Annotated in this window: 14 protein-coding genes; 8 read left to right on the top strand and 6 right to left on the bottom strand. The window is 38.1% G+C overall.

Annotated elements, in window-relative coordinates; all coding sequences use genetic code 11:
- Window positions 1-135 precede the first annotated feature (135 nt).
- The gene (locus PLEUR7319_RS0129210) at window positions 136-330 is read right to left on the bottom strand and encodes a DUF2862 domain-containing protein (RefSeq protein ID WP_019508776.1); all 195 of its coding nucleotides are present in this window, start codon (window positions 328-330) and stop codon (window positions 136-138) included.
- A gap of 369 nt (window positions 331-699) precedes the next feature.
- On the opposite strand from PLEUR7319_RS0129210, the gene PLEUR7319_RS0129205 reads away from it, so the two are divergent.
- The 5 genes from PLEUR7319_RS0129205 to PLEUR7319_RS38660 all read left to right on the top strand — a co-directional run bounded on the left by PLEUR7319_RS0129205 (window position 700) and on the right by PLEUR7319_RS38660 (window position 4,805).
- Window positions 700-1,506, top strand: a complete 807-nt coding sequence (locus tag PLEUR7319_RS0129205; protein ID WP_019508775.1) for an ABC transporter permease — start codon at window positions 700-702, stop codon at window positions 1,504-1,506.
- 14 nt (window positions 1,507-1,520) lie between these two features.
- Window positions 1,521-2,297, top strand: a complete 777-nt coding sequence (locus PLEUR7319_RS0129200) for an ATP-binding cassette domain-containing protein (RefSeq protein WP_019508774.1) — start codon at window positions 1,521-1,523, stop codon at window positions 2,295-2,297.
- Between the two features lie 74 nt (window positions 2,298-2,371).
- Complete coding sequence (locus tag PLEUR7319_RS0129195) at window positions 2,372-3,391, top strand: ATP-binding cassette domain-containing protein (protein ID WP_019508773.1); 1,020 nt, start codon at window positions 2,372-2,374, stop codon at window positions 3,389-3,391.
- A gap of 88 nt (window positions 3,392-3,479) precedes the next feature.
- Window positions 3,480-4,376: an ABC transporter permease gene (locus PLEUR7319_RS0129190; RefSeq protein WP_019508772.1), complete on the top strand. Its 897-nt coding sequence runs from the start codon at window positions 3,480-3,482 to the stop codon at window positions 4,374-4,376.
- A 54-nt stretch (window positions 4,377-4,430) separates the two neighbouring features.
- Complete coding sequence (locus PLEUR7319_RS38660) at window positions 4,431-4,805, top strand: hypothetical protein (RefSeq protein WP_019508771.1); 375 nt, start codon at window positions 4,431-4,433, stop codon at window positions 4,803-4,805.
- A gap of 428 nt (window positions 4,806-5,233) precedes the next feature.
- On the opposite strand, the gene sodX is transcribed toward PLEUR7319_RS38660, so the two are convergent.
- Entirely contained in the window at window positions 5,234-5,587 is a 354-nt protein-coding gene (gene sodX, locus PLEUR7319_RS0129180; RefSeq protein WP_019508770.1) for a nickel-type superoxide dismutase maturation protease, read from the bottom strand.
- A gap of 175 nt (window positions 5,588-5,762) precedes the next feature.
- Between sodX and PLEUR7319_RS0129175 the strand changes: the two genes are divergently transcribed.
- Window positions 5,763-6,344 carry a hypothetical protein gene (locus tag PLEUR7319_RS0129175; RefSeq protein WP_019508769.1) on the top strand — a complete coding sequence of 194 codons (582 nt, stop codon included), beginning with the start codon at window positions 5,763-5,765 and terminating at the stop codon, window positions 6,342-6,344.
- A gap of 80 nt (window positions 6,345-6,424) precedes the next feature.
- Here the strand turns inward: PLEUR7319_RS0129175 and PLEUR7319_RS0129170 are convergent, their stop codons facing one another.
- Window positions 6,425-7,900: a sodium/glutamate symporter gene (locus PLEUR7319_RS0129170; RefSeq protein ID WP_019508768.1), complete on the bottom strand. Its 1,476-nt coding sequence runs from the start codon at window positions 7,898-7,900 to the stop codon at window positions 6,425-6,427.
- A 344-nt stretch (window positions 7,901-8,244) separates the two neighbouring features.
- Here PLEUR7319_RS0129170 and PLEUR7319_RS0129165 point away from each other — a divergent pair, with 344 nt between their 5' ends.
- On the top strand, window positions 8,245-9,033 hold the full coding sequence (locus tag PLEUR7319_RS0129165) for a pantothenate kinase (RefSeq protein WP_019508767.1): 789 nt from the start codon (window positions 8,245-8,247) through the stop codon (window positions 9,031-9,033).
- 441 nt (window positions 9,034-9,474) lie between these two features.
- Here the strand turns inward: PLEUR7319_RS0129165 and PLEUR7319_RS0129155 are convergent, their stop codons facing one another.
- Together PLEUR7319_RS0129155 and PLEUR7319_RS0129150 are read right to left on the bottom strand one after the other, a co-directional pair.
- The gene (locus PLEUR7319_RS0129155; RefSeq protein ID WP_019508765.1) at window positions 9,475-9,681 is read right to left on the bottom strand and encodes a hypothetical protein; all 207 of its coding nucleotides are present in this window, start codon (window positions 9,679-9,681) and stop codon (window positions 9,475-9,477) included.
- A 341-nt stretch (window positions 9,682-10,022) separates the two neighbouring features.
- Window positions 10,023-10,562, bottom strand: a complete 540-nt coding sequence (locus PLEUR7319_RS0129150) for an NADPH-dependent FMN reductase (RefSeq protein ID WP_019508764.1) — start codon at window positions 10,560-10,562, stop codon at window positions 10,023-10,025.
- 257 nt (window positions 10,563-10,819) lie between these two features.
- Between PLEUR7319_RS0129150 and PLEUR7319_RS0129145 the strand changes: the two genes are divergently transcribed.
- Entirely contained in the window at window positions 10,820-12,631 is a 1,812-nt protein-coding gene (locus PLEUR7319_RS0129145; protein WP_019508763.1) for an aspartate kinase, read from the top strand.
- 14 nt (window positions 12,632-12,645) lie between these two features.
- On the opposite strand, the gene PLEUR7319_RS37095 is transcribed toward PLEUR7319_RS0129145, so the two are convergent.
- Complete coding sequence (locus tag PLEUR7319_RS37095; protein WP_019508762.1) at window positions 12,646-14,289, bottom strand: serine/threonine-protein kinase; 1,644 nt, start codon at window positions 14,287-14,289, stop codon at window positions 12,646-12,648.
- Window positions 14,290-14,391 lie beyond the last annotated feature (102 nt).

The following is a 14,391-nucleotide window of genomic DNA, read 5'->3' as shown; positions in this document are numbered from 1 at the left end:
AAATTTTTAGCTGAAGTAATTATAGTTTCCAAATAGTAGCAGCTTATTGGAATAGATTTGCCGATAATTGCCGTTGCTAAAATTTTTCTTTCGAGCTGGCTTCAAGCTAATGGCCAATAGCTGGTTGACGCATGACTAGTTGACAGGTTGAATTTCATCCTCAAAGAACCAAGTAGCAGTGCGATCATCAAATTGAACAACCACGCCAACACCACTACCGTCAGTCATTTTATATTCTTTAACAGTACCGACTTTGCCGAGTTTGCTCGCCACACCTCCGTTTACTCGATCTTTGATTCTGCAAACTTTTACTTTTTGCCCTATTTCCATTGCTATTACTTTAATCCGAATATTAATGAGCCATCAACAGTTTAAAGCAAAACACCCCCTCTTTGAAGTCGCTAATCTTCTATTTTCAATCAAAAACAGCCTCTAGAGTACAGATTTTTTTCGTAATCAAAAAGAAGAATTGACAATCAAAAAAGGACAGTAGACAATTATTTTTACTTCAAGATAGGCTCGAGATTGCTGAATAGCTAGTAATTGATAGTCTTTTATGATGTTCGAGTCTGTTAACAAATGAGTTATTGATTTTCCACTTATAATGGTCACAATTGACCAAATTCATTATCCATTATCATTTTCTTGGCAACTTTTGCTTACAATACTCCCTGCACGTGACACTCGTAAAATTACTATATGGTTACATCTATTTTTAAAACCCAGGGTTATGGACAATTATCCTGGTATCGCGAATTACTAGTTGTTTTAATTAGACGCAACCTTAAAAGAAGATATCGAGGCTCATTTTTAGGGATCTATTGGTCGTTGCTAAACCCTCTAGCAATGACTGGTTTATATACGGCAATTTTTGGTGCGACTTTCGCTCAATATTATGGCAACTCTACCCTAAATTATGTCTTAGCAGCTTTTACTGGACTAGTAGTAATTAATTTTTTCTCTTCGTCTACTGCCCAAGCTCTAGCTAGTGTTGTAGAAAATGGAGGGATGGTTAACAAAATACGTTTACCTCTATTTATTTTTCCTCTCTCTACCATTGGAGCGAATGTCTTCCAATTATTAATGGGTACTTTGCCGTTACTGATTGTAGTTACCCTATTTATTTCTAAAAGTTTAGTTAATGTTGCGGCCTTAGCTCTACCCATTACAGGCTTAGTTTTAGTTTGCACTGGGGTTGGTTTGTTGATGAGTGCGCTCTATGTTTTTTTCCGCGATCTGTCTTATTTTTACGAGCTATTAACTTTTATACTGTGGATTAGTTCGCCTGTTTTTTATCCTTCAGATATTGTCCCTGAAGCTGTTGCTCGATTTTTAATTTTAAATCCTATCTTGCCCATTATTGAAAGTATTCGTCAAATTTCTCTCTCGGGAAATTTTCCCGATCTGATGTTAATTATTCATAGTTTGGCTAGCGGCTTAATTGTTCTCACTATTGGTGCTGTTGTTTTTTCTAATTGGCGTTCGCAGTTTATGGATCTACTATAAAAAATAAATTTATGATGCAAGAATCGATCAGATTAGATGGAGTTTCCCTATGGCGTAGAACTCAAGAAGAATTTTCCTACGACCTAAAAAAAACAATACTTTCCTTCTTGGAAGGCAAATATCGTCACCCCGCTAGAAAAGCCGTCTTAGACAATATCGATTTAACTATCGGCTGCGGTGAGAAAATTGGCATTATTGGGGCTAATGGCTCAGGCAAATCCACCATGTTGAAGCTGATTTCAGGTATTTTACAGCCCACTTCTGGTGTAGTTAGAGTCAGAGGAAAAGTTGCACCTCTAATTGAATTGGGAGCGGGCTTTGATTCAGAATTAGCTGTGATGGATAATATTATTCTTTATGGGGTAATGCTCGGCTATTCTCAGTCAGAGATGAGAGCCAGAGCCAAGTTTATTTTAGAGTTTGCCGAGTTAGAAAACTATGCTCTAGTGCCAGTTAAGGGATTATCTTCGGGGATGACTGCCCGTTTAGGATTTGCGATCGCCACAGATGTGAAACCTGATATTTTAATTCTAGATGAAGTACTTTCAGTAGGAGATGTTAGCTTTAAAAATAAATGTAGCCAAAGAATGGAAGAGTTTTGGCAAGATCACGTCACAGTGTTACTGGTTTCTCATTCCATGGAAATGATTCGTCAAAACTGTCATAAAACTATTTGGATGGAACAGGGTCAGATTAAAATGATTGGCCAAACCAATGAGGTGGTAGATGAATATTTAGGGTGTGTGGCTCCTGAGGAGAAAATCTCCCATTCGATTACAACCAAGGTTTAGCAATCACTTAATATCTATTCCAGGCTGAACTACTACAATGAATATATAGAAAAAATATTTTTTAATAAAATAGTATGGCTGCTGCCGTTTTAATTGAAAACTTACGGAAAAGCTATGGCGATGTCCAAGCGGTAAAAGATATCTCCTTTTCTGTTCAACCAGGAGAAATTTTTGGTTTATTGGGTCCTAATGGAGCAGGAAAAACTACGACAATTCGCTGTTTATGTACTTTAGCCAAACCTGATAGCGGTAAGATAGAGGTAGGAGGGGTTTCAGCTCTCTCATCTCCCAAAGCAGTCAGACAAAGACTCGGTTATGTCGCCCAAGAAGTAGCGATTGATAAAGTGTTAACTGGCAGAGAATTATTAAAGCTTCAAGCAGCACTTTATCACTTACCCAAAAAACTGATTAGCGATCGCATTGAGCAACTAATCGCAGTCTTAGGACTAACAGAATATGCTGACAATCAAACAGGCACATATTCTGGAGGTATTCGTAAACGTCTCGATTTAGCTGCGGGGTTATTACATCAACCGGAAGTTTTAGTTCTGGATGAACCTACAGTCGGTTTAGATATCGAAAGCCGAATGGTGGTTTGGGAATTTTTACGAGAATTGCAAACAGCAGGGACAACGGTACTAATTACTAGTCATTATTTAGAAGAAATTGATGCTCTAGCCGACCGTCTGGCTATTATCGGTCAAGGGGTTTTGATTGATGAGGGAACACCATCAGAATTAAAAAACAAGTTAGGCGGCGATCGTGTTACCCTCCGTATTCGTGAGTTCACCCCTGATGAAGAAGCAGATCGAGCCAAACATATCCTCGAATCTTTACCTTTTGTCGAGGAAGTAATTATTAATACTGTTCAAGGAAATTCTCTTAATTTAATCGTTAAATCTGGTCAAAGTTCCCTCAGCAAAATCGAGCAATCACTATCAGAGATAGATCTGCCTACCTTTAGTTTGGCTCAATCTCGACCCAGTCTTGACGATGTATATCTTGCTGCTACTGGTCAAACTATTATGGATGCTGAAATGGCAGCAGCCAGTACCAGAGATCTGAAAAAAGAGAAAAAACTGCAAATGAAGTAATTGTTGCTGCAATTAACAATTAGCGATTAGCAATTAGTAACTATCTCAACTTCTTCTAGAACTAATACTCCAACAAGATAGATAAATTATGAGTCAGTCAATTTCCAATAGAAATATCAAATCCGCCTTAGCACCAAACCCTGCAATCAGCAAACAAAGTAACGAGAAAAATAGCTCTTTAGGGGATTTTATTCAGGAAACATTAGCCCTTACCCAGCGTCTATTTATTCAACTACAACGTCGTCCTTCAACTCTAATTGCGGGAGTTATCCAGCCTTTTATGTGGTTAATTCTCTTTGGTGCGCTGTTTAGCAAAGCACCTTCTGGTTTATTTGGGAATGACTTAAGTTATGCTAAATTCCTGGCACCAGGAGTAATTGTATTTACCGCCTTTTCTGGAGCCTTAAATGCCGGGCTACCGGTAATGTTTGACCGCGAATTTGGCTTTCTCAATCGTTTATTGGTAGCACCTTTGTCTACTAGATATTCGATTGTGGCTGCTTCTACGGTCTATATTATTGCTTTAAGCTTTATTCAAACCGCAGTAATTATCTTGGCTAGTGCGATTTTGGGAGCAGGGTTGCCAGGAATTTCGGGCTTAAGTGCGATCGCTTTGCTCGTCTTTCTGATTGTTTTGGGAGTAACTGCATTAAGTTTGGGTCTAGCTTTTGCTTTACCTGGTCATATTGAACTGATTGCCGTGATTTTTGTAACTAATTTACCTTTGTTGTTTGCTAGTACCGCCCTTGCTCCCCTAGACTTTATGGCTGGTTGGCTTCAGGTGATTGCTAGTCTAAATCCTTTAACTTATGCGATCGAACCAATTCGCTATATCTACAGTCATGGAGATTGGGCAATCAACAGCATGGTAATGGATACACCTTGGATCGGATTTAGTTTTGGTGGTGTTATTCTAGTGTTATTGGCTTTTGATGCTTTAGTACTTCTAGCAATTCAGCCTCTATTGCGTCGTCGTTTTGCTTAACAATTAATCTTAAGTGATTTGATTTTTAACTGATTTTTATTGTGAGGTGTAATTATGGTAAGCAAGAGTAGATTAAACCAGCTTAGTATTAGTTTGGGACTAGGATTGACATTGACTTTGGTGGCTAGTTTGAATTCAGCTACTTTTGCCCAATCTAGATCTGATAATGAAGGTTATCAATCTAATGAAAAAAGTACTTTTTTTGGTGAAACTTCAGGAGATTTAGATCCCATCGATTTAATGCACCGCGCCCAACAATCAAATCGACGTAGCGCATTAGAATTTGATGAAGAATCTCAAGGGCAATTAAATAATTCGGCATCAGATTTTAAGCGTCTCCAGCAACAAAGGATTCTCGAACAACAACAGCAACAAAAACCTGTGGTGACACCAGCAGAAGCAACTGAAACAACGGAAGTCTCAGAATAAGCGATCGCCATTTAAGCACCAAAACCCAAAAAAACATCAATACTGTCTCGTCTAAATTATTTCAAATTTGAGACAGTATTTTTTGAGTCATACAGCCTCGATCTTACAAAAGACTCAATCTTATCGTTATTAATTACTCCTGGTTGCACCTGTTTGCCTCTACATCTTCCCTATCCCCTACCCCCTAAAACCCAACCCCTGTAACACTTTTAATTAGCTTGTCACCCCGCGAGCCTTTCACTCTTTCCCAGACAAAGTCAATCGTTTTGATGGCTATCCCTTAAAATATTGACCCATCTATTTAAATCTTCAGAGCGATTGCGCTCCGCCCACCGCCAGAGGCGATTACCCGCAGGGCTTGCACTCGAATGGGTGTACGCTTCGCGATTGGCTTCGCCACCGCTATAGCGATCGCATTATTACTATTTTCAGTTAAAACTACTTGTTACCTGACCAATAATATCTTCCAGTTTTATACTGCCCCAATGACGACTATCGGTACTTTCAGTGAGGTTATCCCCTGTTAAAAAGTAACTTCCATCTTTATTTATTGCTGTAATTCTTTTAACAATACTAAGTTCTGGATGATAGGGATGAGTTGTAACGATAATATCACCAATTTTTGGCATTAATTTTTGGTATGCATTGGGATTAATTAATATTTCTGTTCCTGGCTCTAACAAAGGAAGCATCGATTTCCCTATTACTTTCAACCGTTTTCTACAACGAAATATCCATAATAATAATTCTCTATAATTAGTTTCTGGTAACATTTGAGCCATACTTTTAAATTATTAATTTGGTAATCAAATTAGTGCAATTAAAATATTCAAAATTAAGCTAAGTAGCATGTAAATCTAGAATATTGATGCAATACTTTGCCTATTCCCTATTCCCTATTCCCTATTCCCTTTCCTCAAAACCAATTTAAACACTTAACATCTTATTGATTTATTTATGTATAAGTCAGAAATTCAAGATATCAATAACAAGATTCAACAAATTCGGATTATTACCGATAATCATTATCTTAGATATAGTGAAATAATTGATTTATGGCAGAGCAATCGTACTTTTCGCACATTTTTTATTTCACTACTAGCTAATGCACCTTTCTCAGCTTATGGCTGGGAAACTCCCGCTACAACCAAAAATACTCTAAATAAAATATTTGAATTTGTGGTGTTAGATAATCCTCTACTCAATAAAATTCCTGATTCTACCGCTTTTAATAATTATTTAGTTAAAAATGCGCCGGAAAGTATCATTACCTTTGCCAATCTTGGTAAAGATGCACTTTTAATTGTGCCTTCTCAGCAAGGAGCAAAATCATCCTATGGTCATTTAGCGAGCTTCATACGCCATGCCCCAGAGGAACAAAAACACAATTTATGGCAAAAAGTGGGGGCAGTTATGCAAAAGAATCTTAGTGATGCTCCGATTTGGTTGAATACTGCGGGCGGAGGAGTACCTTGGCTACATATCAGATTAGATTCTCGTCCAAAATATTATAAATATCAACCATACGTCTTCGCTTGATCAAAAAAATCCACACCTTGCTCGCGAAAGATGTGGATTTTACGCTCATACAATTAAAAATTATTTCTTAGTAAACTTCTCTATCCCACAGGGTTAGTTTGAGGTTCGGCGATCGCCTGTTCTTCTTGTAGCTTCTTGGCAGTTCTTTTACAATTGATGATGCCAAAAATGAGCCAAAAAGCTAGTAATCCAGCCGTTAAAAATAAAATCGATATCGAGCCAAACTGATTGATTAAAGCTGGAGCGGCAGCAGTAAACAAACCTCCGCCCACAATAGGTTCAAAAAACAATTGTTTATAGGCAAAGCTTTCAAATGCTCCTGTACGATTTTTGGGGTCAACCATACGAATCAACAGAATACCTGTAGCAGTTACACCCATTGACTGTCCCATGTCTCCAATTCCGCGCTCAAACCAATATACAGGCAAAATTCGAGGAGCAATATAAATAAATGCCAGAACATTCCACGTAATACCAACAATTGCTAAAGTTAGGAATACACCAATATTTGCTCCTAACACAGCCAAGTTAATTGAGGCCAAAGCAGTTACTACTAAAATATCTAAAGCGACCCCTGCGATTCGCTCTTGTAATCTTCTAATAATTAAGACATCGAGATCTAAGCGTTTCATGAACAATTGAATGATGATGCCACCAATCAATGCCATTGGAAATAAAGGTACTGCTCCTACTAGTTCTAAACCATTACGCCCCCAAGTAGCTGATTCAATTAAGGTCATGATTTGTAGAATTACCCACCCAATCGCGATCGCTATTCCTGTAAAACCGAAGTTAAGCGATAGAGGATCGACTAGCAAGTTTTGCATTAGTCTAGCTCTTTTTGCCAATACACTACTAGGTTCGGTGGGTGCTGTTTCTTGGAACTGGGCATCACCACTGGTAACGGAAACAGGCTCAGACTCAATATACCCTTTTTGACGACCCCAATGAGCCAGTACTGTCCCAAATATAATTCCGGTGACAATACCAACGGTAGCCAAACCTAATGCTAAGTCGCCTCCTTCAGGAAAACCCAACTCGGTCATGGTGTCTGCCATCCCACCAGCTGTACCATGCCCTCCCTCGAAACCAATTTCGATCAAGGCTCCTGCAATTGGATTAGCCCCTAACAAGGGAGTTAAAACCACTAAGGTAACTAAAATACCAATAACATATTGTCCCCAAGCCAAAGTTTGACCAAAAGCTACCTGAGGAGCGGTTTTACGCCATATTTCTTTAGGATTGGGAATGTGTTCTCCTAAAAATAAAGCTGCAAAGACTATATTGATAAATACTCCAGGGGATTGCGACCAAACTTCCCTCATTTCCTCAGGGAACAAACCCCCAGCTAAATAAGAGTCAGGATTAGCTCCTAATGATACGGCGATCGCCCCCAAAGCTCCTGAACCAAGTAGCAGAGCGATCGCACCAGCTATAATTGATTCTGGTAAATAAAGTGTTTGAAATAGCCTAATTTTATGTTTAATGAACCTTGCAATTAAGAGCAAGACTCCAACTACGATAAAAGCAAATAGGACATTAAGTAAGTTAAACATAATCTTTCAACCATCATTAATGGTAATTTGAAAAATTATCAGATTTTCAACTAAAGTTTTCTGTACGTAAAGTTACTTCAATTTATTCTCTAATAATCTTGCTCTTGATTATCCTATTTGCTCCCAGGACAAATATTAAAGTTGTAGTAATTTGTAATATTATCTAATTACTAAATAAACCAAAAATCCTAGTTATAAAAGCCTAGTAAACAATAATAATTAGGTTATTAACTATCTATCTACAATTAAGATATATTAAAAAACTGTATTCAGAACGAGGAGAAAATATTTAATTAATGACAATCAACTTAACGTAAACACATTAACTTTAGTAAATTGTAATAGTGAATGATAAATGTTTAGAATTAGAAAATTGGTTAGCAGTGGCCATTGGAAATTCTAGATTACATTGGGCTTGGTTTAGACATAATATCTTAATAGAACAATGGGATACACCGCATTTATCAACTGAAATCAGACTAAATCAAATTCCCCAGCAGTTTTTAGCGACTAATTTTAAGCAACAAAACTTAACCAAACCAACTCCAATTTATTTGGCTTCAGTTGTGCCGAAACAAACAAAATTATGGCAAAACTATGCTGATTTGAACTTAGTTACTCTCAAAGATGTTGACATCAAAAATATTTATCCTACTATGGGGATTGACCGTGCATTAGCTGTTTGGGGTGCGGGAGAAACTTATGGTTATCCCTGTTTGGTTATAGATGGGGGAACAGCTTTAACTTTTACAGCAGTAAACCCTATAAAGCAACTACTTGGAGGAGCAATCTTACCTGGTTTAAGACTGCAATTTACTAGTCTCAAACAAAGAACTGCTAATCTTCCAGAGATAACTCTCCCCAAAATATTGCCCCCTCGTTGGACATTGGATACCAATCAGGCGATCGCCAGTGGTGTTATTCATACCCAGATCGCTGGTATTCATAGCTATATCATTGATTGGCAACGAAAATTTCTAAACAGTAAAGTAATTTTTACAGGTGGAGATGCTAATGTACTAGCTCAATATTTATCCATACAATTTCCTGAAATCATGCCACAAATAATTGTCGATCAAAACCTGGTTTTTTGGGGAATTAAGTCAGTTTACAAGTCACGAAACTTAAGCTAAGAAAGATATTTATTTGAGTAGCAGCAAGAAGAAAATAAACAAAGAAAGAACAGATAATACATTAATAAAAAGTAGATTTATCTCAATTTTAATTCGACATAACAACTAACAATTGAATTAGTAAACAAGCACAGCAAGTATTTGTACTTATTACTATTTTTATTGTTGTCAATAATAATAAGGAAAATATAGTTACTTGAGCTTACAAAATGATGTCTGAAAATATTGTGACTTGGTACTGGATAATTACTTTGATGATCTTTACATATTGGTTTATACTTTTTTACCAAGATCGAAGCACACCCAATAATGATTTGATATCTTGGTCTTTTTTGTTAATTGCTTCTTTAGTATGGCCCATTACCTTGCCTATATCTAGTTGGGAACTAAGCCACAAAGCTATTAAAAATATTTTGAACTAAATTTTTTGATTGGGATAAACTACAGCTGAGGTTCAATTTGATCATGAGGAATTTCCGGAGAAATATTTCCTCTATTGGTTTTAGGCTGTAGTTTAGGATCTATTTGTAATTGGTATCCCATTCTCTCAAATTGCTCAACAAACTCGGTCTGATTATACTTTTGGTTAGATTTTACTTTTGCTTTATCTTGTTGCCGTATTTTTTTGAGCTTTGCTTTTTTACCCATGATTGTCCGAATCTAGTTGCATATGCAATCAATATTTAATAGTAATCTAGATTTTGGCAATCAATTATGGGATGAGATATAAATTATTAACTCATTGTCACTCCTCACGGCTACACTCCCTCCTTAAGTCGGTCGTTAAAGCAGTGGGATTCTTGGTTCAGCGAGTCTCCTTTAGATGATGTCTGAAAAGTAAATTTTGTTACTTAAAAGTTAGATCCAATACGTAGATGATGAAGTTGAAACCCAGTAATCCCGTTAGGATAAATTAACTCATAAGTAGCCATTGAGACTTTTAAGATATCCTCTTAGACAGCACAATGTTCCCATCAGTAATCAGTAATCTATTTTCTTAGCTTAATTGTGTGATCGACTAAACTTTGAGCAAATCCATCAAATCTTTCAGATAGCTTGGCATCCTTCAACTTACCATCTTGATCAAAAGCTTGCCATGCTTGTCCAACAGCAATTTGTTCGGGAATTACAAATCCATGTACCCAACGCAAAATAATTCTGAGGTCATTGAGCGCATTACTATTGGATTGCCCTCCCAAGACACTAATTAATCCAGTCACTTTATCTGATAAATGTTCAAAACTCATCAAATCTAGAGCATTTTTTAAAACTCCACTAACGCTACCGTGATATTCAGGAGTTGCCAAAATCAAACCATCACTAGCTTTCACCTGATCTCGCAACACATTCACATCGGGATAATCAGGATATTCACTACCTCCATCACAAAAAGGTAATTTTATATCTCTCAAATCAAGAAGTTCAACTTCTGCACCTAATGCTTGAACTCGATTTAGCGCTTGCTGCAATGCCAAAGCACTATAAGAATCGGTGCGAAGGCTACCTGTAATGCCAATTATCTTAATCATTTGATCTTATAACTCATACTCGTTATGACTACGTATAGGCTAACAAATTTTGGTGTTGATTGCCAAATTGCTGAATAGTAATTAAGTTAAATCTAACCAAATAGGCTGAGCAAATAAGTTGTATAACTGTGACATTAGACTTAGTTAAATGTCTTAATCAGTCAATGAAAAACAAATATCAACCAAAATCACTGGCAACTTGTAGCTAATAACTGATAATATAAGCGATGCCTCTGTGGGATTGAGAGAAAAAGATTATGGCTTTGGTTGTTCAAAAATATGGTGGTACATCTGTTGGCTCAGTTGAGCGCATCCAGGCTGTGGCGAATAGAGTGCGCAAGACTGCTCAACAAGGAAATAATTTAGTAGTAGTGGTCTCAGCAATGGGCAAAACTACAGATACTTTAGTTAAGTTGGCAAGTGAGGTATCGAGTAATCCCTGTCGTCGCGAAATGGATATGCTGTTGTCTACGGGGGAACAAGTGACCATTGCCTTGCTTAGTATGGCATTGCAAGAATTAGGGCAGCCAGCTATTTCCCTGACAGGGGCACAAGTGGGAATTGTCACCGAAGCAGAACATAGTCGAGCCAGAATTTTGCAAATATGTACAGATCGTTTGGAAAGACATCTAAATCAGGGAGAGGTGGTAGTAGTAGCCGGCTTTCAGGGGGTCAGCAGTACTGAAGATTTAGAAATTACTACTTTGGGTAGAGGTGGTTCTGATACTTCAGCTGTGGCTTTAGCTGCTTCGTTGAAGGCAGATCGTTGTGAAATATATACTGATGTACCTGGTATTTTGACAACAGATCCCCGTCTTGTTCCTTCTGCTCAACTAATGTCAGAGATTACCGCTGATGAAATGCTGGAATTAGCTAGTTTGGGAGCTAAAGTGTTACATCCCCGTGCAGTGGAGATTGCCCGAAATTATGGTATGCCATTGATAGTTTTATCTAGCTGGAGCGATCGCCCGGGGACCAAAGTAGTATCTCGCTTACCTCAGCCCCGTTCGCTACAGGGCATGGAAATTGCTAAAGCAGTAGATGGTGTAGAAATCGACCGAGATCAGGCTAAAATTGCAATGTTACATGTGCCAGATTCTCCAGGTGTTGCCGCAAAGCTATTTGGAGAGATAGCAAACCAAAATATTGATGTTGATTTAATCATTCAATCGATTCACGAAGGTAACACTAACGATATTTCCTTTACTGTGGTCAATCAAGTCTTGAAACAAGCAGAGGCAGTGGCTGAAGCGATCGCTCCATCTCTACGTACCCATCCAGCAGCCTCGACAGAAGCGGAGGTGATGATTGATCAAGAAATTGCTAAGGTTGCTATTTCTGGTGCGGGTATGATTGGTCGCCCGGGGATTGCGGCTAAGATGTTTAAGACTCTGGCAGATGCCAAAATTAATATTCAGATGATTTCTACTTCAGAAGTCAAGGTTAGCTGTGTTGTTCACGAGTCAGAATGCGATCGTGCCTTGCATATCCTTTCCCAGGCGTTTGATGTCGATCTCAGCTCTCAAAAAGAAATTACTGCCAATAGGTATCAGGGTGAACATCCTCCCGTTAGAGGCGTAGCTCTCGATACGAATCAAGCACGTATTGCTATTCGCCAGGTGCCAGATGTTCCGGGGATGGCGGCGCAGATATTTAGCTTGCTAGCCAAGAAAAGTATCAGTGTCGATGCTATTATTCAATCCCAACGTTGTCATATCATCAATAATATTCCTACCCGCGATATTGCTTTTACTGTTGCCCAAAGTGATGCCGATCTAGCCTGTGAAGCAATTACTGAGTTAAACCAAAAAATTGGCTGTGGTGACGTTTCTGGAGATAAAGCGATCGCTAAATTGAGCATAGTTGGTGCGGGAATGATCGGGCATCCAGGAGTAGCTGCCAAATTTTTTGCTGCCCTAGCTCAAGCTCAAATTAATATCCAAATGATTACTACTTCGGAAATCAAAATTAGTTGTGTAATCGATGAAGCAGATGGAGTCAAAGGTCTGAATGCAGTACATGGAGCTTTTGGTTTAGGAGGAGATGAAAAAGTAAATATTCCAGCCTAATTTATTATCTCTTGTCAGTTGCTAATGGTTTCGAAAGATTCAATCATTTTTTCTACCGTGGGCAAATAACTATCATAGCTATCTGGTTTTGCTGTGTAGGTAATTACGTAAGCTTGCTTATTTTTGACCGACCAGGTTTGCATTCTTTGGACTCGGTTGCCATTTTCTTCCCCATGATAGACTACTTGTCTAGCTTCACTTTGACCCAGAATTATAGACTGGGCTGCACCGACTTTGGGATCAGATAGTCTTTTAATTTCGGCGATTGATTCATCAGTATATTGCGCTAAAGACATCTCACTCGATAGATTTTCGACCAAGACACTAACTCGCTCTTTAAAACGATCTGAGTCATCTTCCAGGGGAGAAAAAAATACAACTCCAGTAGCAAAAAAATCATCTCGATTTTGTTTCGACCACACTTCGGGGTAATTGACCCGAAAACCTTGGCTAGGATTTTCATAAAGTGATAGTTCAATTTCCGGTTCGACAGTTCTATTGTTCCCATGAAGCCAAGTACCCAAAGCAGCTAGTAAACCTACTCCCACAAAAACAGCAGCTACAACCTTAGATTTCAATCCTGATTTTGATTTCGTTTGAGACTCCGAGCGATTGACACTGAGGAATTCATTATGATTACTCGAAAGATAAGCTGGATGATTTACGAGCTGAGGTTGCTGAATATTAGCCGTCTCTGACTGTTTACTAATAATTTTGGTTGTGAGATTGATATTAGAGCGTCCTTGAGGCTGTTGAGATTTAGTTACGGGTGGATTTTGATTAGAAATTACAATTGTCTCTTTATTATTGTTTTGTTCTGCGTCTAATTGCTCTAAATCAGATAGCACAACCCCTGCTGAAGTATATCTTTCTTGAAAACGATAGCGAACCATTTTATCTAAAATATTGAGAAAGCGAGGTTGGTAATTTACCTTTTTATTGAGTTTATTCCGCCAGATTATTTCCCCATTTTGGTTGAAAGTAAATTGTTTGGGAGTTACCCCAGTTAAAGCTTGGATGGCAATAATTCCCACAGCATAAATGTCACTATGAAACCCAGGACGACCCATCATTTGCTCCATAGGCATATAAGATTTGGTACCAACTGCTACAGTTTGTTTTATTTGTCCTGCCGTATCGATAACTTGCGTACTTACCTGTTTAACTGAGCCAAAATCAATTAAAACAATTTTGTTGTCTTTCGTCCGTCGCATTAAATTGGAGGGCTTTAAGTCGCGATGAATCACACTATGCTGTTGTACGACTAATAGTACCTCGAGAATGTCCTTGAGGAGGATAATGGTTTTCTCTTCCGACCACGGTTTGCCAGAAACTATTTCTTGACTTAGATCGTGCCCTTCAATTAATTCTTGAACGAGAAAAAAGTCTTTGTGATCTTCAAAATAGGCTAATAATCGCGGGATGCGATCGCAGTATCCCAGACGATTCATAATTTCTGCTTCTCGATTGAATAATCGCCGAGCTATTTCTAAAGTTTTGGGATTGTCTGATTTTGGTTTTAATTGTTTGACGACACACTGACTATCAAAGCACTGTTGATCTTGAGCTAAAAAAGTGACTCCAACGCCACCTCGTCCCAGCTGTTTGACGATATAGTAACGTCCCTGAATAGTTTTTCCTACGAGATTGGCATCCATCGGCACAGTTGCATCTATGGCTTTTATCTAAGTCTTCATAATTTTAATACCTACTTTACGAATACGGGAGGAAAATACCTGTCTATTGAAACATAAATTTTG

The sequence above is a fragment of the Pleurocapsa sp. PCC 7319 genome (assembly GCF_000332195.1).
In the GTDB taxonomy this organism is placed as follows: domain Bacteria; phylum Cyanobacteriota; class Cyanobacteriia; order Cyanobacteriales; family Xenococcaceae; genus Waterburya.
Note: the sequence above shows the minus strand (reverse complement) of the source record. Positions and strands in the feature narration are given on the sequence as shown.

Excerpts from the sequence above, each read along its gene's own strand:
- PLEUR7319_RS0129210 (WP_019508776.1), bottom strand. The coding sequence starts at position 330 with ATGGAAATAGGGCAAAAAGTAAAAGTTTGCAGAATCAAAGATCGAGTA.
- PLEUR7319_RS0129205 (WP_019508775.1), top strand. The coding sequence starts at position 700 with ATGGTTACATCTATTTTTAAAACCCAGGGTTATGGACAATTATCCTGG.
- PLEUR7319_RS0129200 (WP_019508774.1), top strand. The coding sequence starts at position 1,521 with ATGCAAGAATCGATCAGATTAGATGGAGTTTCCCTATGGCGTAGAACT.
- PLEUR7319_RS0129195 (WP_019508773.1), top strand. The coding sequence starts at position 2,372 with ATGGCTGCTGCCGTTTTAATTGAAAACTTACGGAAAAGCTATGGCGAT.
- PLEUR7319_RS0129190 (WP_019508772.1), top strand. The coding sequence starts at position 3,480 with ATGAGTCAGTCAATTTCCAATAGAAATATCAAATCCGCCTTAGCACCA.
- PLEUR7319_RS38660 (WP_019508771.1), top strand. The coding sequence starts at position 4,431 with ATGGTAAGCAAGAGTAGATTAAACCAGCTTAGTATTAGTTTGGGACTA.
- sodX (WP_019508770.1), bottom strand. The coding sequence starts at position 5,587 with ATGGCTCAAATGTTACCAGAAACTAATTATAGAGAATTATTATTATGG.
- PLEUR7319_RS0129175 (WP_019508769.1), top strand. The coding sequence starts at position 5,763 with ATGTATAAGTCAGAAATTCAAGATATCAATAACAAGATTCAACAAATT.
- PLEUR7319_RS0129170 (WP_019508768.1), bottom strand. The coding sequence starts at position 7,900 with ATGTTTAACTTACTTAATGTCCTATTTGCTTTTATCGTAGTTGGAGTC.
- PLEUR7319_RS0129155 (WP_019508765.1), bottom strand. The coding sequence starts at position 9,681 with ATGGGTAAAAAAGCAAAGCTCAAAAAAATACGGCAACAAGATAAAGCA.
- PLEUR7319_RS0129150 (WP_019508764.1), bottom strand. The coding sequence starts at position 10,562 with ATGATTAAGATAATTGGCATTACAGGTAGCCTTCGCACCGATTCTTAT.
- PLEUR7319_RS0129145 (WP_019508763.1), top strand. The coding sequence starts at position 10,820 with ATGGCTTTGGTTGTTCAAAAATATGGTGGTACATCTGTTGGCTCAGTT.
- PLEUR7319_RS37095 (WP_019508762.1), bottom strand. The coding sequence starts at position 14,289 with ATGGATGCCAATCTCGTAGGAAAAACTATTCAGGGACGTTACTATATC.